Source organism: Streptomyces brasiliensis (genome assembly GCF_014647875.1).
Classification (GTDB): Bacteria; Actinomycetota; Actinomycetes; order Streptomycetales; family Streptomycetaceae; genus Streptomyces; species Streptomyces brasiliensis.
Map to the genome: position 1 here is coordinate 1 of NZ_BMQA01000018.1, position 17,137 is coordinate 17,137.

At 69.3% G+C, this 17,137-nt stretch carries 19 protein-coding genes and 4 pseudogenes; 12 read left to right on the forward strand and 11 right to left on the reverse strand.

The features are described 5' to 3' along the window. Positions 1 to 1,070 (forward strand): IS701 family transposase (locus tag IEZ19_RS25170; RefSeq protein ID WP_229840714.1); only part of this gene is annotated, 1,070 nt, incomplete at its 5' end. A 208-nt stretch (positions 1,071 to 1,278) separates the two neighbouring features. On the opposite strand, the gene IEZ19_RS25175 is transcribed toward IEZ19_RS25170, so the two are convergent. Together IEZ19_RS25175 and IEZ19_RS25180 are read right to left on the reverse strand one after the other, a co-directional pair. Further along, positions 1,279 to 1,587: a hypothetical protein gene (locus tag IEZ19_RS25175; RefSeq protein ID WP_189313566.1), complete on the reverse strand. Its 309-nt coding sequence runs from the start codon at positions 1,585 to 1,587 to the stop codon at positions 1,279 to 1,281. 50 nt (positions 1,588 to 1,637) lie between these two features. Then, positions 1,638 to 1,786 (reverse strand): annotated as a pseudogene (locus IEZ19_RS25180) (IS110 family transposase); the annotation flags it as partial. A gap of 68 nt (positions 1,787 to 1,854) precedes the next feature. Between IEZ19_RS25180 and IEZ19_RS50985 the strand changes: the two are divergent. Further along, a pseudogene (locus IEZ19_RS50985) lies at positions 1,855 to 2,027 on the forward strand (isochorismatase family protein); the annotation flags it as partial. Positions 2,028 to 2,144: 117 nt separating this feature from the next. Here the strand turns inward: IEZ19_RS50985 and IEZ19_RS25190 are convergent. From IEZ19_RS25190 to IEZ19_RS25200, 3 genes are all read right to left on the reverse strand, one after another. Next, on the reverse strand, positions 2,145 to 3,140 hold the full coding sequence (locus IEZ19_RS25190) for an SMP-30/gluconolactonase/LRE family protein (RefSeq protein ID WP_189313567.1): 996 nt from the start codon (positions 3,138 to 3,140) through the stop codon (positions 2,145 to 2,147). Between the two features lie 79 nt (positions 3,141 to 3,219). After that, on the reverse strand, positions 3,220 to 3,540 hold the full coding sequence (locus IEZ19_RS25195) for an NIPSNAP family protein (protein ID WP_189313568.1): 321 nt from the start codon (positions 3,538 to 3,540) through the stop codon (positions 3,220 to 3,222). 30 nt (positions 3,541 to 3,570) lie between these two features. Further along, positions 3,571 to 4,536, reverse strand: coding sequence for an NADP-dependent oxidoreductase (locus IEZ19_RS25200; protein WP_189313697.1), 966 nt, complete (start codon positions 4,534 to 4,536; stop codon positions 3,571 to 3,573). A 127-nt stretch (positions 4,537 to 4,663) separates the two neighbouring features. Here IEZ19_RS25200 and IEZ19_RS50990 point away from each other — a divergent pair, with 127 nt between their 5' ends. The 3 genes and pseudogenes from IEZ19_RS50990 (at position 4,664) to IEZ19_RS25215 (ending at position 5,967) form a co-directional block, all read left to right on the forward strand. Next, complete coding sequence (locus tag IEZ19_RS50990) at positions 4,664 to 4,846, forward strand: hypothetical protein (RefSeq protein ID WP_229840721.1); 183 nt, start codon at positions 4,664 to 4,666, stop codon at positions 4,844 to 4,846. 68 nt (positions 4,847 to 4,914) lie between these two features. Further along, positions 4,915 to 4,998: pseudogene (locus IEZ19_RS25210) on the forward strand (IS5 family transposase); the annotation flags it as partial. Positions 4,999 to 5,115: 117 nt separating this feature from the next. Further along, complete coding sequence (locus tag IEZ19_RS25215; RefSeq protein WP_229840723.1) at positions 5,116 to 5,967, forward strand: tyrosine-type recombinase/integrase; 852 nt, start codon at positions 5,116 to 5,118, stop codon at positions 5,965 to 5,967. 35 nt (positions 5,968 to 6,002) lie between these two features. Here IEZ19_RS25215 and IEZ19_RS25220 read toward each other — a convergent pair whose 3' ends face one another. Further along, on the reverse strand, positions 6,003 to 6,548 hold the full coding sequence (locus IEZ19_RS25220; protein WP_189313698.1) for a TetR/AcrR family transcriptional regulator: 546 nt from the start codon (positions 6,546 to 6,548) through the stop codon (positions 6,003 to 6,005). A 35-nt stretch (positions 6,549 to 6,583) separates the two neighbouring features. On the opposite strand from IEZ19_RS25220, the gene IEZ19_RS25225 reads away from it, so the two are divergent. The 3 genes from IEZ19_RS25225 to IEZ19_RS25235 all read left to right on the forward strand — a co-directional run bounded on the left by IEZ19_RS25225 (position 6,584) and on the right by IEZ19_RS25235 (position 9,058). Then, on the forward strand, positions 6,584 to 7,105 hold the full coding sequence (locus tag IEZ19_RS25225; RefSeq protein WP_229840726.1) for an SDR family NAD(P)-dependent oxidoreductase: 522 nt from the start codon (positions 6,584 to 6,586) through the stop codon (positions 7,103 to 7,105). Between the two features lie 71 nt (positions 7,106 to 7,176). Further along, complete coding sequence (locus IEZ19_RS25230) at positions 7,177 to 8,247, forward strand: aldo/keto reductase (protein WP_189313569.1); 1,071 nt, start codon at positions 7,177 to 7,179, stop codon at positions 8,245 to 8,247. Positions 8,248 to 8,311: 64 nt separating this feature from the next. Beyond that, positions 8,312 to 9,058: an SDR family oxidoreductase gene (locus IEZ19_RS25235; protein ID WP_189313570.1), complete on the forward strand. Its 747-nt coding sequence runs from the start codon at positions 8,312 to 8,314 to the stop codon at positions 9,056 to 9,058. 191 nt (positions 9,059 to 9,249) lie between these two features. Here IEZ19_RS25235 and IEZ19_RS25240 read toward each other — a convergent pair whose 3' ends face one another. Continuing rightward, on the reverse strand, positions 9,250 to 9,636 hold the full coding sequence (locus IEZ19_RS25240) for a winged helix-turn-helix transcriptional regulator (RefSeq protein ID WP_189313571.1): 387 nt from the start codon (positions 9,634 to 9,636) through the stop codon (positions 9,250 to 9,252). Positions 9,637 to 9,900: 264 nt separating this feature from the next. Here IEZ19_RS25240 and IEZ19_RS25245 point away from each other — a divergent pair, with 264 nt between their 5' ends. Further along, positions 9,901 to 10,794 carry an NADP-dependent oxidoreductase gene (locus IEZ19_RS25245; RefSeq protein ID WP_189313572.1) on the forward strand — a complete coding sequence of 298 codons (894 nt, stop codon included), beginning with the start codon at positions 9,901 to 9,903 and terminating at the stop codon, positions 10,792 to 10,794. 130 nt (positions 10,795 to 10,924) lie between these two features. Here the strand turns inward: IEZ19_RS25245 and IEZ19_RS25250 are convergent, their stop codons facing one another. Together IEZ19_RS25250 and IEZ19_RS25255 are read right to left on the reverse strand one after the other, a co-directional pair. After that, positions 10,925 to 11,713: an SDR family oxidoreductase gene (locus tag IEZ19_RS25250; protein WP_189313573.1), complete on the reverse strand. Its 789-nt coding sequence runs from the start codon at positions 11,711 to 11,713 to the stop codon at positions 10,925 to 10,927. Positions 11,714 to 11,754: 41 nt separating this feature from the next. Next, complete coding sequence (locus IEZ19_RS25255) at positions 11,755 to 12,594, reverse strand: SDR family oxidoreductase (protein WP_189313574.1); 840 nt, start codon at positions 12,592 to 12,594, stop codon at positions 11,755 to 11,757. Positions 12,595 to 12,774: 180 nt separating this feature from the next. On the opposite strand from IEZ19_RS25255, the gene IEZ19_RS25260 reads away from it, so the two are divergent. Continuing rightward, complete coding sequence (locus tag IEZ19_RS25260) at positions 12,775 to 13,665, forward strand: helix-turn-helix transcriptional regulator (protein ID WP_229840729.1); 891 nt, start codon at positions 12,775 to 12,777, stop codon at positions 13,663 to 13,665. A gap of 206 nt (positions 13,666 to 13,871) precedes the next feature. On the opposite strand, the gene IEZ19_RS25265 is transcribed toward IEZ19_RS25260, so the two are convergent. Then, a complete protein-coding gene (locus IEZ19_RS25265; protein ID WP_189313708.1) occupies positions 13,872 to 14,198 on the reverse strand; it encodes a hypothetical protein in 327 nt (108 codons plus the stop codon). An 80-nt stretch (positions 14,199 to 14,278) separates the two neighbouring features. On the opposite strand from IEZ19_RS25265, the pseudogene egtC reads away from it, so the two are divergent. Beyond that, positions 14,279 to 15,099, forward strand: a pseudogene (egtC, locus tag IEZ19_RS25270) (ergothioneine biosynthesis protein EgtC). A gap of 61 nt (positions 15,100 to 15,160) precedes the next feature. Then, positions 15,161 to 16,153 (forward strand): GlxA family transcriptional regulator, encoded by a 993-nt coding sequence (locus IEZ19_RS25275; protein WP_189313576.1) that lies wholly within the window; start codon positions 15,161 to 15,163, stop codon positions 16,151 to 16,153. Positions 16,154 to 16,303: 150 nt separating this feature from the next. On the opposite strand, the gene IEZ19_RS25280 is transcribed toward IEZ19_RS25275, so the two are convergent. After that, positions 16,304 to 17,014 carry an alpha/beta fold hydrolase gene (locus IEZ19_RS25280; RefSeq protein WP_189313577.1) on the reverse strand — a complete coding sequence of 237 codons (711 nt, stop codon included), beginning with the start codon at positions 17,012 to 17,014 and terminating at the stop codon, positions 16,304 to 16,306. Positions 17,015 to 17,137 lie beyond the last annotated feature (123 nt).

Below are 17,137 nucleotides of genomic sequence, written 5' to 3' on the forward strand. Positions count from 1 at the left end.
GGGCACGGCCGGTTCTGAGGGGGCTCCGGCGCAGCAATGCGCCGGAGCTACCCGACGAGTACTCCGGCGAGAAGGAACCCAAAGCACTCCAGCGGTTCTTGAACCTCACCCCTTGGAGCGCGGATCTGATGCGGGAGCTGGTCCGCGACTACGCCATGGAACGCTTCGCGGATCCCCGGGGTGTGCTGATCGCCGACCCCACCGGATTCGAGAAGAAGGGCAACAAATCAGCCGGGGTCCAGCGGCAGTACTCCGGCACCCTCGGACGTGTCGATAATTGCCAGATCGGGACGTTCCTGGCCTACGCCAACCGTCGTGGCGACCGTGTACTGATCGACCGGGAACTCTACCTGCCCAAGGATTCCTGGGCCGTCGACTTCGAACGCCGTCGGGAGGCCGGGATCCCGGAGGAGGTGGCCTTCCGCACCCGTCCACAGCAGGTCCAGGCCATGATCGAGCGCGCTGTGGCAGCCGGGGTGCCGTTCTCGTGGTTCGCCGCGGACGAGGAGTTCGGCCAGAACAGGATCCTGCGCAGGTACCTGGAAGCAGAGGGCATTGCCTACTGCATGGCTGTCCCGAAATCCACCGACGTGAACACCGCGGGCATCACCACCAACCCCGACTCCCCGACCCGGTTAGACAACCTGGCATCACACCTGCGGCCCAGGGACTTCTCCCGGCGCGCGTGCGGGATCGGAGCGAAAGGATTCCGCACCTACGACTGGGCCGTAATCACCGGACGGGACGGGCACCAGTACGTCGTCCGCCGTACCATCGCGGACGGGGAGACCGACTACTTCCACTGCTACAACCCGCGCGGGGAATCACTGTCGGAACTGGTGGCGGTCATCGGACTGCGCTGGCCGATCGAGGAGTGTTTCGAGGCGGCCAAGCAGCAGGCAGGGCTGGACAACTACCAGGTACGCAAATACGACGCCTGGCATCGCCATATCACCATGGCCATGCTGGCGTTGGCATTCTTGGCCGCGATGGCCCGAACCCCGCAAAAAGGGGCTCTTCATGCCTGGGCGGTGACCACGGGCCACGAACACGACGGCTCGCGGCCCTGACCACCGCCGAGGTCCGACGACTGTTCAACCTGATCGGCTTGACTCCCACCGCCATCGACCAGGGACTTCGCTGGTCGATCTGGCGACGTGCGCATCAGGCGGAGGCACGACGGCACCATTTCCGAAAGCGGCTAAGACTCCAGATGATCAAGATCTAGCCCTGGAGTACTAGTGCTTGACCACATAGACACCTCACCTTGCTATGCCGTCAAGTTCTCGGGATGAGTCCTCCGGACAAGGCACGGTCGTAGAGCCGCTGGTGCCACTCGTTGGCGTCGGGTGCGGGTTGAGTGGTGAGCACGGGGTTCGGGCCGGTCTCGATGAGGTGGAGGAGCGTCCAGGCGACGCCGTAGCAGTCGTCCGGGCCGAAGCAGGAGACGAGCGCCCCGGCTTCCTCTTCCGTGACCGGCTTCGAGATCGCGTTGAGCTGCCGAACGCGTCTGTCGATGTCTTCTTCGGTCGCGTCCCAGTCGGGGAGCGGGCCGTCGGCGATGAACGTCTGTACTTCGGGTCGCATGTGTGAATGATCGGCTTCCGTCGCCACCGCGAGCAATGCCTCTTCAGTGGTCACGCGGCTGTTGCCTCTGCCGGAGACGGCGCGGGGAACGCGGACTGCTCGTTGAAGAGTTCGCGCTTCTGGAGGCAGTGGTAGAGCCGATCATGCGGTTGAAGAGGTTGCGTTGGGCGGCTGCGTGCCAGTCTCCGTGCTCGCGTCGCATGGCTGGTTAGCGTCACTTGGTGAAAACCCGGTCGGAGGGGCGCGGGGCCAGGGACTCGACAATGCGCCGCCCTGTTCCGCTCGGGTCTGCTGGAACTGCTGCGCGAGAACGGCAGGGACCAGCTGATCCTGTGCGGGGTGTACGCCCACGTGGGCGTGCTGAGGACGGCGCTGGACGCCTCTCGCACGATGTGCAGCCGTTCCTGGTGGCCGACGCGGTCGCCGACTCCTCCCTCGATCGCCGATCACCGCGACAACTGCCGCGCTCGGTCGGCGTGCGGACGGCACGCCGACGCCGCTCCCCGGCGAGGCCGGGGAGCGGCGAAGTGTGAGGCCGTGGCTCCGGCGCTGCACGGTCAGCTGCCCTGCAACCCCGCGAGGTTGATCCGGCCACCCTGCAGCTGCGCGTGGTGCGGGGCGGCAAGCGAGGCGTCGGTGATGTACAGCTCGGTGCCGCGCACGGCGGTGGCGGTGGGGCTGGCCAGCCCGTCGGCCGCAGTGAGCACGGTGGCCTTCGTGCCGTTCGGGTAGACCACGTCCACCTTGTCCTGCGTGTTCACCGTGGCGAACACGATGTCGGAGCGGGAGGACAGGAAGTTGAAGTCGTCAATGCCCACCTCACCATCGGTCACCTGGTGGATGCGGCCCGGCTTCCCGGCAGCGGTCACGGGAACCCGCAGCAGGGTGCCCTTGTTGAAGTTCGTGACCCACACCGCCCCGTTGTGGTAGCGCAGCCCGTTGACGCCGATCGGCAGCGAAGCCGTCGGGTCCGGCGCGAGAGCCTGGTCGGTCAGCCACTTCCTGGCTTGGCCCCCTGCGACCGGGACGGCCCAGATCGTGCCCTTGTAACTGTCGGTGACGTAGAGTATCTGTCCGGCAGGGTCGATCGCGAGCCCGTTCGGCAGGCCGTCTGCGGGCAGGGCCGCGAGGCGGCTGGGGTGGCCGCCCGGGGGCAGCTTCCACACTCCTGCGCGCGAGGCGTCCTTGGACCACACGTTGTAGTAGATGGTCCCGTCGCTGCCACGGGTGTTCCCGGTGAAGCCGTCACCGAGGACGCCGGTCACCAGCACAGTCCTGTGCTTCCCGTTGGCGCTCAGGCGGACCAGCTCCGGCCGCTGGTCGGCGTAGCTGCCCAGCATGGAGACAGTGAGGGTGCTGTCCGGGTTGACGGTGATGTTCTCCGGTACCTCCCCGGCGGACCAGTCGAACGGGGCGACGGTCTTGACGGCAGTGACGACCGGCTTGGGGTGTTCCCGCCCCGCGGCGGCCGACGCGTAGGGGGCCGACACGAAGACGGCCGCTGCGGCAGCTACGGCCGCTGCGGCCGCAGTGAGGTCGAGTCTCTTGCTCATGGGTTGGGTTCTTTCTCTTCGCTGTTGTGCGCTGTTGTGCGGTGCTGTGCGGTGGTGGATGAGGCGGCCGTGGGCCGGGTCATCGCAGGGGTGAGGCGGGGGTGGGTACTACGCGGGTGACGACGGTCTTTTCGGGGATGAGCAGGCTGCCGACGGCCGGGCCGATCTCGTTCTTCCAGCGGTCGTTCTGGTAGACGGCCTCGTAAACGGCTTTGCTCTGCGTCTCGTCCTCGAACCGGCGGATCCACACGTACCCGTCCTCGTCCTCGTCGTCGACGAAGGAGGCGGTCACGTCCATGCCCAGCGAGGCCTGGAACGGGATGACCACGTCCTCCATGTAGCGCACCCATTCCTCGCGGCGGCCGGGCCGCGCCTGGTAGCGGCGGATCTCGTAGTACACGGTGCTGCTCCGTACTGTTTGCGGGGACGGTCAGTCGGTCACGGTGAGGACGAGCTTGCCGCGGGTGCGGCCGGCCTCGCCGCGGGCGTGGGCCTGGGCGGCCTGCTCCAGCGGGAAGGTCTCCTCCACCTCGACGGCGATCTCACCGGCGTCGATCAGGCCTGCGATCGTGGCCAGTGCGGGACCGTCCGGCTCGACCAGGTACGCGGTGACGCGTACGCCGGCCGCCTCGGCGGCCTGGGCCAGCTCGGGGGAGACGCCGGCCGGGACGGCGACCAGCAGGCCGCCCGGGCGCAGGACCTTCAGCGAGCGGGTGCTGGTGTTGTCGTGGGCGTCGCCCACCAGGTCGATGACGACGTCGACGTCCTTGACGGCGTCCTCGAAGCGTGTGGTGGTGTAGTCGATGGTCTCGTCGGCGCCGATTTCCTTGAGCCAGGGGTGGCGTGCGGCGCTGGCGGTGGCGATCACGTGGGCGCCCAGGTGGCGGGCGAACTGGACCGCGAAGTGGCCCACTCCGCCGGCGGCGGCCGTGATCAGGACGCGCTGGCCGGCCTGGACGTGGGCGGTGTTGACCACGGTCTGCCAGGCGGTCAGCGCCGCCAGCGGCACGGCGGCCGCGTGCGCGTGGTCGAGGGTGGCCGGCTTGCGGGCCCACTGGCGGGCCGGTGCGGTCACGTACTCGGCGTAGCCGCCGGCGGCGCGCGGGAACCACGGCATGCCGTACACCTCGTCGCCGACCTTCAGGGTGGTCACACCGAAGCCGACCTCCTCGACGACGCCGGAGACGTCCCAGCCCAGGATCAGCGGGAACGTCTGCAGTCCCGCCATGCCCTGGCCCTCGCGGGTCTTCCAGTCCACCGGGTTGGTCCCGGCGGCGTGCACCCGCACCAGTACCTCGGTCGGCAGCGGCTCGGGGCGCGCGACCTTCTCGACGGTCAGCACCTCCGCTCCGCCGAACTCGCTGATGGTGACTGCCCGCATGGTGTTCCCGCTCATGTTGTCCTCGCTCACGTCTGTCTTGCTCTTGCTGCAGCGGGGATCGCGTCCCCGCTGCACAAAGAGTGGCGTGCGCTCGCCAAGGCGGGTGAGTGGCTGGAGGGCCACCTGTCGTACCTTTCCAGCCATGTCACATCGCGTCGCTGTTCCCGCCCTCGACGGAGTCCTGCCGCTGGATCTGGGCATCCCGGCCTGGGTGTTCAACGAGGCCCGTAAGCTCGGCCAGGCGCAGTTCATCGAGCACCCGGTGCCGCAGGACACCGACCGCTCCACCTCGGTGACCTGCCAGTGGGCTGGACCGGCCGGCTGAGCCGATCACGCTGGAGGACCGTCCCACGGATCGCCACCGCTGCGACTTCGGCGACCCCGTCGCCCTGCGTCGACGCGCAGAGTGTCAAGACGTCGACCAGCGTCCCGGTCTCGAGCCAGGGCACGGACGCCGGGAAGAAGATCGTCGGCCGTTCTCCTGAGCCCGCACGAGCGCGTCCTTCATGTGCGTGAAGCGCTCTGAAGTTCCCCCAACTCCCGTGGTGGATGCGGTTATCTGCCGCCGTCCATCACGAAGGAGTTGGAGGTGCAATGCGCGCGCACAGGGTGCTGACGCCCGGGTCGACGACGGAGTCGTGGACGCTGCTGGGAGATGATCTGCGACCGGTCGATCCGGTGGAGCCGTTCCTGCAGCACATCGCCTCCGGCCGGCCCGGGCGGACCAGGACGATCAAGCTGAAGTCCGGGCGGAAGCACCTTCGCGTCCTGACCGCCGCCCAGGCCCAGAAGATCCTGGACTGCTGCGAACACCTGCGGAACCGGCTGTTGTTCGCCTCGCTCCTGGACACCGGGGTCCGCGTCGGTGAGGCCCTGGGCCTGCGGCACGAAGACATTGAGATCGCTGAGAAGCAGGTGATGGTGGTGCCGCGGGACAACGACAACCGGGCCCGGGCGAAGGCCGGCCGCACACGAGTCATCCCGGCGAGCGCGGAGTTGATGCGGTTGTACTCGGACTGTCTGCACCGCGAGTACGGCGCTCTCGACTCCGACTACGTCTTCGTGAACCTCTTTGCCGAACCAAACGGCCGTCCCTGGGCCTATCCGGCCGTCTATGACCTGGTCAGACGGCTACGGAAGACCACCGGGATCGCATTCGAGCCCCACCAGTACCGGCACACTGCGACCTGGCTGCTGCGTCGCGGGGCGGGCCCTGTCGGGCACTCCCGTCAGTGCGGCGGAGCGCGTTCTGGCCGTGGTCGGCCCTGGTCACTCCCGCCCCTGCCGACCTGCGCGCCGTCGCCCTTGCCGTACGCGGACACCGACGCTGCCCACGCTTGTCCGGAGGTGCCGCTGCCGGCACATCGTGCAGCCTCGGTGCGGGAGGACGGACGACCCGGCGCATCGTGCTGCACGACCTCGCGCACGTGGCCGCTGACCGCGTGACAATGACGCGCCGTCGGACGGAAGTTCGCGGCGTGTCAGCCGCGAGGCCTCAGCCCGTCGACGACGACGGTGAGCATGCGGTCGAGCTGGGGATGCTGATCGGGGGCGCCGGCCGCGGAGAGCACGCCGGTGAGAATGCCGCCGACGTCGACCGGATCGATGTCGTCGCGCAGTTCTCCTGCCTCGGAACCGGCCTGGAGCAGCATCCCCAGGATGTGCTGGACCTCGTCGCACACAGGTCCGGTGCCGAAGCGTCCGGAAGCGCTCATGGCGACCAGGGCTTCGCAGATGCCGCGCCGCTCGCCCGCCCACTCGGCGAAGTGGAGCATCCAGGTGAATAGAGCCTGGGCGGGCCGTTCGGTAGCCAGGAGGGCCTGCGCGTCATCGCGCAGCGGGCGGATCTGGTCACGGTAGATCTCTTCGACCAGATCCTCCCGGGTGGGGAAGTGCCGATAGAGGGTGCCGCTTCCCACGCCCGCGCGTTTGGCGATCGCGTCCAGCGAGATCGTCCGCCCGGAGGCGAAAGCCTCGGCGGCCGTGGCGATCAGGTGCTCGCGGTTGCGTCGGGCGTCGGCGCGCAGGGTCCTTCGCCGACACCGACGCTCTCCTGAGCACGGTGTCCGAACGTTTCGGCACTCTCGACCTGCTCTTCCTCAACGCGGGTATCTTCCGTCCCGCACCGGTCGCCGACGTGACGGAGGGGTCGTTCGACGAGCAGGTCGACGTCAACTTCAAGGGTCAATACTTCACCCTCCAGAAGGCCCTTCCGCTCATGAACGACGGCGGATCGATCGTCCTCACCGTGGGCATCGGATCCCGTCGCGGCAGCCCTGGCGCCACCCTGGGGGCGGCGACGCGGGGCGCCCTGCTGGCGATGCTGCCCTCGCTCGCGCTCGAACTGGCTCCGCGCAGGATTCGCGTCAATGCCGTGAGCCCCGGGGCGACCGAGACCCCGCTCTTCGACAAGCTGGGAGTCCCCCGAAGCGGCCGGGACGCCATGCGCTCGAAGATCCCGTTCGAACGCTTCGGATCCAGCCAGGAAATCGCGGAAGTCGTCGCCTTCCTCGCCTCGGACGCGGCCAGTTACGTCACCGGGCAGGACGTCGCCGTGGCGGGCGGCTACGGGCTCGGCATCTGAAGACCGGGCAGGCCGACCAACGGTCCAGGCTCGCGCACACCACGAACCACACACCTATCAGGAGAACAACGATGTCACTCACTCTCGACACCTACCGGCCGCTGGGCCGCTCAGGGCTGCTGGTCTCACCGCTGGCGCTGGGCGCGGCCACCTTCGGCACCGAGTGGGGCTGGGGCGCCGAGCGCGAGGAGGCGCGCAAGCTGTTCGACCGCTACACCGAGCTCGGCGGCAACTTCTTCGACACCGCCAGCACCTACACCAACGGCAGCTCCGAGCGGATGCTGGGCGAGTTCGCCCGCGGCAACCGCGAGCGGCTGGTGCTGGCGACGAAGTACTCGACGCTGCGCACCCCCGGTGACCCCAACTCCGGGGGCACGCACCGCAAGAGCATGATCGCGTCGGTGGAAGCCAGTCTGCGACAGCTGAACACGGACTACATTGATCTGCTCTACCTGAACGTCTGGGACTTCAGGACGCCGGTGGAGGAGATCCTGCGCGGCCTGGACGACCTGGTGAGGCAGGGCAAGGTTCTGTACGTGGCGATCTCCAGCGCCCCGGCCTGGCAGGTGTCGCGCATGCAGGCGATCGCCGACCTGCGCGGCTGGTCGCCGCTGGTCGCGCTGGAGATCGAGTACAGCCTGATCGAACGCACCGGGGAGCGTGACCTGATCCCCATGGCACGCGAGATGGGACTCGGCGTGGTCCCCTTCTCCCCGCTGGGCGGCGGGGTGCTCACCGGCAAGTACAGCCGCGAGCACCTGAAGTCGGCGGCCCCCGTCGCCGGGGAGACCGCGGGCAGCCGCATGAGCCTCAACGCCGCCCTCGGCATGGTCACCGAACGCACCCTCGCCATCGCCGACGCGGTGAAGGAAGTGGCCTCCGAGCTGGGCCGTACACCCGCCCAGGTCGCACTGGCCTGGGCCCTGAACGCCCCGGGCGTGGCGGCACCCATCATCGGCGCCCGCACCGTCGCGCAGCTCGACAACAACCTCGGTGCCCTGGACGTCGACCTCACGCCGTCCCAGCTGGCCCGCCTCGACGAGGTCAGCGCCATCGACCTCGGCACCCCGCACGCCCTGCTCGCCAGCGACCACATCCGCACCGTCACCTCGGGCGACATGAAGATCGAAACCCGCCGCTGACGCGCCCCACGAACGGCGACATCCACACGTATCACCATGTTTTCTGGAACGGAGCAACCTCGGCATGGGTAAGTACAGCGACAAGAACGTCGTGATCACGGGCGGCAGCAGCGGCATGGGACTCGCGGTGGCGGAGCTGCTGGTACGGGGCGGGGCCCGCGTGGTGATCACCGGCCGCTCCCAGGCCAAGCTCGACGCGGCCCGCGAACGGCTCGGCGAGAACGCCGTGGCCGTCCGGGCCGACGTGGCCTCACTGTCCGACCTGGACATGCTCGCCGACCTGGTGAAGAGCGACTTCGGCTCGGTCGAGGCCCTCTTCGTCAACGCCGGCATCTCACCCCTCACCCCCCTCGGGTCGACCACCGAGGAGATGTACGACGAACTGTTCGCGATCAACGTCAAGGGCGCCTTCTTCTCCGTGCAGAAGCTCGCCCCGCTGCTGAGCGCGAACGCCGGCGTCGTCCTCACCACCTCGGTCGCCAACGTCATCGGCCTGCCGGACACCAGCGTCTATGCGGCAGGCAAGGCGGCGCTGCGCTCGATGGCCCGCACCTTCTCCCGCGAGCTCCTTCCGCGAGGGATCCGCGTCAACGCGATCAGCCCGGGCCCCATCGACTCGGGCATCCTGGAGACGATGGGCTTGTCCCGGGAGGCCGCCGACGCGTTCAGGGCGGAGCGGACCGGGAGCAATCCCATGAAGCGATACGGCACCGTCGAGGAGTTCGCCACGGCGGCTGCGTTCCTCGCCTTCGACGCCACGTACACCACCGGCATCGAACTGGCCGTGGACGGCGGCGAAACCCAGCTCTGAGAGGCTGCCCCCGGCCGGCGGCGAACCACCGCCCCGTGCCTTCTTCACGTGCGACAACTCTGCCGTCCCGACCTGCGCCGCGGTGTCGGGACGGCGCCGTTCCTGACGACGGCCTCCGACGAAGCGGCCTCCGACGACAACCTCCAACCACGCGGTCGCACCGGCGCGGCACGCGCCGGGGCGGGTTCGGGTCAGCCGGGGGAGGAGCCGGTTCCCCCGCCGCCTTCACGGGCGTCGAGGAGTTCGTCCCAGTGCTCGGCCGCCCATCGGCACGCGGTGTCCAGCGGTTCCAGCATGCTGCGGCCCAGTGGTGTCAGCGCGTACTCCACCCGCAGTTTCGGGTCGTTGTGCACCGTGCGTGACACGAACCCGTTCCGCTCCAAGCCGCGGAGCGACTGGGTGAGTGCCTTCGGGGTGACGCGGGCCTGTGGCACGCGGAGTTCGGAGTATCTGCGCGGGCCGTCGTCCAGGCAGAGGAGGACCATGGCTGCCCATTTGTCACCGAAGCGGAAAGGCAGCAGCGAGGACGGGCACAGCTCGTCGAACAAGTCGGCCGGCAGCGGTGGCCGTTGCGTCATCGAGGGTCTCCCGTCTCCTGTCTTGGTATCCAGATGGTGACCGACCTCCTGGATATCTTCCGGAGCATCGACTCAGCGGGAGGTATTCCGACGCCGGGCAGGATCTCGTTTTCCAGGAGGATGGCCGCCCTCCTGCGCGGCAACTCCGCCGATCCGCACCCGTTCTCCTCCAGCAGGCAGCCGGCTCGCCGACCGCACCTCACCGGGGCCACCGGGCGCGAACGAACACCATCATTTCCATCTGTAGAGGTAAGGCAGAAGATCATGCGTGCAGCTCGTTTTCATGAGTTCGGCGGCCCGGAGAGCCTGGTGATCGAGCAGGCCCCCGACCCCCACCCCGGACCGCGGGAGATCCGCGTCCGCGTCACGGCGGCCAGCGTCAATCCCATCGACTGGAAGCTGCGCGCCGGCGCCCTGCAGGAACTGGTCGCTGTGGAGCTGCCCGCCATTCCCGGGCGCGACGCCGTCGGTGTGGTCGACGAAGTAAAGGGAGTGAGCATCGGCGACCGCGTCTTCGGACTGGGCGGTGTCACCGGCGCGGTCGCGGAGCTGTTCGTCCTCTCGGCCTGGGCACACGTCGCAAACACCTGGACCGACGAGCAGGCCGCGGGCGCCGGCCTCGCGTCCGTGACCGCGATGGGTGGCCTGAACGCGCTCGGTCCCCTCGCGGGACGCACTCTTCTCATCGAGGGTGCCGCCGGAGGGGTGGGCAGCGCGGCAGTCGAGATCGCGGTGGCTCGAGGTGCCACCGTGATCGGGACGGCCAGCGAACGGAACCACGCATTCCTGACCTCTCTCGGCGCCGTTCCGACCACCTACGGCCCCGGCCTCGCGCAGCGCCTCTCCGTTCTCGCTCCGCACGGCGTCGACATCGCCCTCGACACCGCGGCCTCCGGATCCCTGGACGACCTCGTCGCGATCACCGGCGACCCGACGCGCGTCGCGACGGTCGCCGACCCCGCAGGCGGGCAGCGCCTGGGTACACATGTGGTCGACGCGAAGAACGACTCCTCTCTCCTGTCCGAGGCCGCGGAACTGGGCCGACAAGGCCACTACACACCCCGTATCGGACAGATCTATCCCCTGGAGCGGATCGCCGACGCCCACGCGCACGCCGAGCGCGGACACACCCGCGGAAAGATCGTGATCCGGTTCTGATCCACACGTCGTCGTGAACGCGGGTCCACCGTCCCATAGGTCGGACGTGGGGCCCGGACAGACGGCCAGGCCGGCCGGCGGATTTCCCCGCCGGCCGGCCTGGCCGTCTGTCCGGGCCCTCGCCGTCGCGCTATACGGCCTGGGCCGTGGGCAGGATGGTCAGTTCGCTGATGTTGACGTGTCGGGGAAGGGCCGTGATGAAGGCGACGGTCTCCGCGATGTCCGTGTCGCGCAGGCACTCGATGTCGCGGAGCAGGCCGGCCATCATGTCGCTGGCGTCGGGGTCGGTGACGTGGTTGGGCAGTTCGGTGTCGACCATGCCGGGCTCGATGGCGCTCACCCGTACGTTCTTCGGGCCCAGTTCGACGCGGATCAGACGGGTCAGGTGGCTGATGTAGGCCTTGGTTCCGGAGTAGATCGAGTACTTCTCCAGGATGCGCGTCGCCGCGATGGAGGAAGTGTTGATCAGGTCGGCAGGCTTTCCACCTTCGGCGGCGGCGGTCAGGTGCGGGAGGAAGGCGGCGATCACGTTCATCACTCCCGTGACGTTGAGATCGATCTGCCGCTGCCAGTCGTCGACCTTGAGCTCGTCGATGGCGGAGATGAGCTGGACGCCCGCGTTGTTGAACACCAGGTCCGCCGGTCCGAGTGTGTTCGCCACCTGGCCTGCCGCCGTATGGACGGCTGCGCGGTCGGTGACGTCGACGGGCAGGGAAAGGACCTGCCCGCCCCTCGAAGCGATGTCGGCCGCGAGCGCTTCGAGCTTCTCCCGGCGGCGTGCGACGACGGCGACGGCGGCTCCGAGTTCGGCGAGCCGACGGGCGGTGGCCGCACCCATTCCGCTGGAGGCGCCGGTCACCACGGCCACGCGGCCGTCCAACGGCCGTCCGGTCAGCAGGGATGTCGGGGCAGATGTCATGGCGGGGTTACTTCCTGTTCAAGAGGTGCCACTGAAGGCGATCAGGCGGCGTCGTCGCAGGCGGTGGCGGCGGACTTGTCCTGCCAGGCCTTGAGGTCTTCCTGAAGGCTCTGGATCTTGACCAGCTGGCGTTCGATCGCGTCGCGTCCCAGGGCCAGATGCCCGGGGAGCTTGTCGCCGCCGACGACCTCGTGGATCAGGGCGGCGCCCTTGACGGGGTCACCGAGCTGGCGGTGGTTGGCGGTGTCGGCCCAGTCCAGGGTGACGTGGGCGGGTGTGCCGTCGTAGGCGGGGATACGCCCCGCGGAGGTCGACAGGGAACTGGTGTCGAGGAAGTCGGTGCGGAAGACGCCGGGCTCCACGACCATGCTCTGGATCCCGAACGGCTCCAGTTCCACCGCCAGTGCCTCGGCGATACCGGACACCGCGGCCTTCGAGGCGCTGTACATGCTCACTCCGGGCTCGCCCTCGAATCCGGAGCGGGAGCCGATGTGCACGATCTTCCCCGCTTCGGCCGCCCGCATGACGGGCAGGACGGCGCGGGTCATGTTGATCAGAGCGAAGACGTTGAGGTCGAACAGCGAGCGCGCCTCGGCGTCCGTGATCTCCTCCAGCGCCCCGAGCAGGCCACGGCCCGCATTGTTGACAAGAACATCGATCGTGCCGAAACGCTCCACGGCCGCTTCGACGGCAGCCGTGATCTCCTCACTCCGGGTGACGTCGAGGGCGACACCGAGAACCCGGTCGGAGGCCCGCAGCTCCTCCGGCAGTTTCCGCGGATCCCGCGCGGCGGCCACGACCGTGTCGCCGCCCCGCAGCGCGGCCAGAGCGATCTCCAGACCCAGCCCGCGCGCCGCACCGGTAATGAACCAAGTAGCCATGAGAAGCCTCCATCGATGGTCGAAAGGTGCCCCTGCCACCACGTCCGGTGGCGAGGCCCGACATCCACTGAACCAGCTCTGAGCAGGCAAAAGAGGCCGCAGAAGGGCCCACCTGATCGGGGGACAAAGTGGGCCACCCTCCCGCCGTCGGACCCCTCGCGCATGCGCGATGCTGGATCCATGGACCGTGAGCACCACACCAGCACTTCGATGGCGGAGTTCCTGCGCTCCGCCCGCTCGCGCCTCACCCCGCAGGAGGCCGGGCTCGACGACCCCAGCCTGAGCCGACGTCGGGTCTCCGGCCTGCGCCGCGAGGAACTGGCCCGGCTGGCAGGGGTGAGCGTGGACTACTACACCCGCCTCGAACAGGGCCGCAGCCGCAGCGCCTCCGCGGAGGTCCTCGACGCGCTCGCCACCGCCCTGCACCTGGACGACGCCGAGCGCAGCCACCTGCACACCCTCGCCCGGCCCCAGCCCGCCCGCCGCCGCCGTCCCCGCCCCCAGCGCATCGACCCCGCCACCTGGGACCTGCTGGACACCCTCCAGCAGGCCGGCCGCCCCGCCTTCGTCCTCGGACGGCGCCTCGACGTACTGGCCCACAACCAACTCGCCGGACGACTGATCACCGACTTCCGCGCGCTCCCCGCGGCCGAGCGCAACCAGGCCCGCTTCGTCTTCCTCGACCCGCACGCCCGCGAGCTGTACCGGGACTGGGCCCACGTCGCCGCGGACACCGCCGCCATGCTCCGCCTCGACGCCGGCCGCCACCCCGACGACCCGGCCCTGAGCGCCCTGGTCGGTGAACTGTCCATACACAGCCAGGAGTTCCGCCACTTCTGGTCCGACAACAAGGTCCACCGGCGCACCACCGGCACCAAGGACTACCACCACCCCCTCGTCGGCGACCTCACCGTCACCTACCAAGCCCTCACCCCCGCAGACGACCCCGACCAGATCCTCTTCATTTACGGCACCGAACCCGGCAGCCCCTCCGAGACCTCCCTGCGCCTGCTCGCCGGATGGGGCATGGAGCCGGCCGACGCCAAGGGCATCACCGCACGGACTCCCTGAGCAGGCTCGGAGAGGCCAATCGCCGGGAGGGGGCAGGGCGTTCCGGGAACCTGTCCGGCGACGCCACGGAGTGACGGCGGCACGAGGACGGGACGGCCGCCGACGTCCACGGTTCAGGCTCGCCGGTCACCGTCGCGGACCACCGACGGCTGCGGCCGGCCTCGTCGTCGTGCCGCCGGAGGCCCGATCGGGGGGCGCGTCGAACGTCACTCCGCTGAGCGCCCGGCTGGAACGACTCGGCGTGGTCCGGCAGGCGCCGCACGCCATGACAGCGGGGTCCTGGCCGGGCGCCCGGATGCCGTCGGCGTACGTGGGACCGACGCGGCACGCGGATGCTCGAAGGCGTCGTAAAGGCTGTCGATCTCGGGCCGTAGCGCCTCCACGTGCTGGGCGACCATCCCGAAGACGAACCCCGCTTCGGTCAGACGCTCACCGTGGAACGCGGTGCTCTCCAGCACGTCCAGCGGGGGCTTCACCGCCCGGTAGGCCGTCTCGGCGGCCTCCGGATCGTCGAACAGTGCCAGGTTCACCATGGGCACCTCTGACGAGCCGTGGGCGATGGACAACGAACGTCCGGCAGCGAACGATCCACCGCGCAGCACCTTGTGGCCGGATGTGCCGTCACATCGCGTACGTAGGTCCTGCGAAGCCGCTGAGCCGGCTCCTCGTGGACCCGCCGCACGGGCTGTACCGCCAGTCGTGGGCACCCCGCCACCAGCGTCACGGGACGGTTTCGGCGCGGGCTGGTACGCCCCCGGGGAGCCGGTGCCGGCCCGCTACCGCAGGGCGGTGCCGATCTGGGGCGACCCGTCGTTCGCCGATCTCGCCCGGGCCGTCCGCACCACGGCGCTGCTCGCGGCCGTACGGGACGCGACCCTGCCGGGTGCGGACGGCGAGGCCGCGGCGGAGCCTTTCGCCGCGGGGGAGTGGCTGTTCAGCCACAACGGGGCCGTGGCGGGCTGGCCGGTCACCCTGGTGCCGCTCGTGGCGACCCTGCCGCCCGTGGACGTGCTGTCGCTGGAAGCCCGCAGCGACTTCGCGTTCGTGTGGGCGCTGGTGCACGCACGGCTGCGGGCCGGCGAGGACGAGGGGCAGGCCCTCGCGGACACCGTGCTGGAGGCCGCCGCGGCGGCCCCCGGATCCCGGCTCAACCTGATCCTCACCCAGGGCCACAGGATCGCCGCCACCGCGTGGGGCGACACGCCGTGGTACTTGGCCCGGTCGGACGGCGGGACGGTCGTGGCCTCCGAGCCGTACGACGACGATCCGCACTGGCGCGAGGTCCCCGACCGCACTTTGCTGACCGCGAGCCGCACATCCGTACGGCTCACCCCGCTTCATCCGGGGAGCGGGCCGAGGACGGAAGGCGCGCGGTCGTCGCAGCGCAGGGGCACCATGGTGAATTCCCACTTCGTTCCGACCAGACCTTGTTGAAGCGGGCGGCGGGAAGGGGCGGGAGGATGGCGGGTTAGACCCCTGTCGTACTATTCCAGCCATGACGCATCGCGTGGCGGTACTCGCCCTGGACCAGGTCATGCCGATGGATCTCGGCATGACGGCCCGGGTCCTCAACGAAGCCCTCGACCCTGCCGGGGAACGGCTGTACACGGTGACCACCTGCTCCATCGGCGGCAGGCCCGTGCGGACCAGTGAGGGTTTCCGGGTCGTCGCCGACGACGACGAATCGCTCCTGGCGACGGCCGACACCGTGGTGATCGCCACCCAGGAACCCGACGCCCACCTCCTGGCCACCGGTGAACTGCCCGCCGACCTGGCCGCCGCCTTCGCCCGGATCAGACCCACCACCCGTGTGGTCAGCCTGTGCACGTCGGCCTTCCTGCTCGCCGCCGCCGGCCTGCTCGACGGACAGCGCGCCACCACCCACTGGGCCCTGTGCGACGCCCTCGCCCGCCTGTTCCCGGAGATCGACGTCGATCCCGACGTGCTCTTCGTCGACAACGGGCGCATCCTGACCGGCGCGGGCGGCGCGGCAGGCATCGACCTGCTCCTCCACCTGGTTCGCCGTGACCACGGCGCACACGTGGCAAACGCAGCGGCACGACACTGCGTAGCGGCTCCCTGGCGTGAAGGCGGCCAGGCACAGTTCATCGAGCACCCGGTTCCGCAGGACCCCGGCCTGTCCACCTCGTCCACCCGCGAGTGGCTGCTGGACCGGCTCGCCGAACCCCTCACCCTCCAGGACATGGCCCGTCACGCCCACATGAGCGAACGGACCTTCACCCGCCGCTTCCGCGCCGAAGTCGGCACCAGCCCCCTGCAATGGCTCCTGCAGAGCCGCCTGGACCACGCCCGCCGTCTGCTGGAATCCAGCGACCTCACCGTCACACGTATCGCCACGGCCACTGGTTTCACCGACCCCACCGTCCTGCGAAAGCACTTCTACGCGCGCCTCGGCCTGTCCCCGCTGGCCTACCGCCGCACCCACCGCCCACCGGAGCCCGCGCGGACCGCACTCGTCCCGGCGTGAGCGGCAGATGTGGCGGATGTGGCTGATGCGGTCGGTCGGGAGGGCGTATCCGGTTGCCGTGGCGCCCGGCAGCACGGAGCCGCGGCACATCACGTGCAGTCCGACCTGGCCGGGCTCCGCGCAACCGCTGCCGGGAACACTCCCTCGTGGTCAGGCCTGAAGCAACGCGGCCGCGACCTCGTCCGGATGGGTGAGCATCGATTCGTGGCCGCCCGGGACCATCACGGGAGTAAGCCCCAGACGGTCGGCGAACTCGGTACCGGGTCGCGCCAGCACCTGGTCGTTCTCGCTCAGGACATAGGCTGCCGGGATACCCAGGGTCGTGACCTCCGGTACGTCGAGCGCGTCCAGGAAGTAACCTCCGGGCTGGGGCACGAGCAGGTCGAAGAACAGCCGTCGAGTCTCCTCACCTGCCTCGGGGAGGAGCAGTGGCACCTGCTCCGGGGTGACGGACACGCTTCCGTCGGGCGACGTTTCGATCCCCGCCCGCAGCATGATCGCGTAGTCCGGGTTCTCATCGATCAACGGGACTCCCCGCGCCGGAACCAGGGCGTTGTAGTAGATCACCTTCGAGACACGCCCCGCCAGCTCGTGGGCAGCACCTGTGACGGGGTACCCACCCCAGCTGTGCGCCACGAGTGTGACGTCCGCCAACTCGCGCTTCTCGACCTCCTGGACGAGATGGGCTGTCGCGTCGGACAGACGCAGTCCTTCTCGTGCGTCGCCGTCCGCCACCCCGGGCATGGTCACCGTGACCACCTCGCATCCGGCGGCTCGCAGCCGCCGTGCCACCGGTTGCCAGGCCCAGCCGGCCTGCCAGGCTCCGGGAACGAGTACGAATGTTGAGGTCGTTGACGTCATGTCGCTGGACCCTTTCCGTGGTTGCTGAAATTCGTCATCTTCGAAAAGCGGTTGGCGATCGGGGGATCGTCACACCACCACGACGTACGGCCGCTCAGGAGAGTTCGACGAGCTGAGAGACCT

Coding starts and splice junctions, on each gene's coding strand:
- IEZ19_RS25175 (WP_189313566.1), bottom strand. CDS start 1,587: ATGCGACCCGAAGTACAGACGTTCATCGCCGACGGCCCGCTCCCCGAC.
- IEZ19_RS25255 (WP_189313574.1), bottom strand. CDS start 12,594: ATGGCTACTTGGTTCATTACCGGTGCGGCGCGCGGGCTGGGTCTGGAG.
- IEZ19_RS25250 (WP_189313573.1), bottom strand. CDS start 11,713: ATGACATCTGCCCCGACATCCCTGCTGACCGGACGGCCGTTGGACGGC.
- IEZ19_RS25235 (WP_189313570.1), top strand. CDS start 8,312: ATGGGTAAGTACAGCGACAAGAACGTCGTGATCACGGGCGGCAGCAGC.
- IEZ19_RS25260 (WP_229840729.1), top strand. CDS start 12,775: ATGGACCGTGAGCACCACACCAGCACTTCGATGGCGGAGTTCCTGCGC.
- IEZ19_RS25265 (WP_189313708.1), bottom strand. CDS start 14,198: ATGGTGAACCTGGCACTGTTCGACGATCCGGAGGCCGCCGAGACGGCC.
- IEZ19_RS25230 (WP_189313569.1), top strand. CDS start 7,177: ATGTCACTCACTCTCGACACCTACCGGCCGCTGGGCCGCTCAGGGCTG.
- IEZ19_RS50990 (WP_229840721.1), top strand. CDS start 4,664: ATGTCACATCGCGTCGCTGTTCCCGCCCTCGACGGAGTCCTGCCGCTG.
- IEZ19_RS25215 (WP_229840723.1), top strand. CDS start 5,116: ATGCGCGCGCACAGGGTGCTGACGCCCGGGTCGACGACGGAGTCGTGG.
- IEZ19_RS25200 (WP_189313697.1), bottom strand. CDS start 4,536: ATGAGCGGGAACACCATGCGGGCAGTCACCATCAGCGAGTTCGGCGGA.
- IEZ19_RS25240 (WP_189313571.1), bottom strand. CDS start 9,636: ATGACGCAACGGCCACCGCTGCCGGCCGACTTGTTCGACGAGCTGTGC.
- IEZ19_RS25280 (WP_189313577.1), bottom strand. CDS start 17,014: ATGACGTCAACGACCTCAACATTCGTACTCGTTCCCGGAGCCTGGCAG.
- IEZ19_RS25245 (WP_189313572.1), top strand. CDS start 9,901: ATGCGTGCAGCTCGTTTTCATGAGTTCGGCGGCCCGGAGAGCCTGGTG.
- IEZ19_RS25190 (WP_189313567.1), bottom strand. CDS start 3,140: ATGAGCAAGAGACTCGACCTCACTGCGGCCGCAGCGGCCGTAGCTGCC.
- IEZ19_RS25275 (WP_189313576.1), top strand. CDS start 15,161: ATGACGCATCGCGTGGCGGTACTCGCCCTGGACCAGGTCATGCCGATG.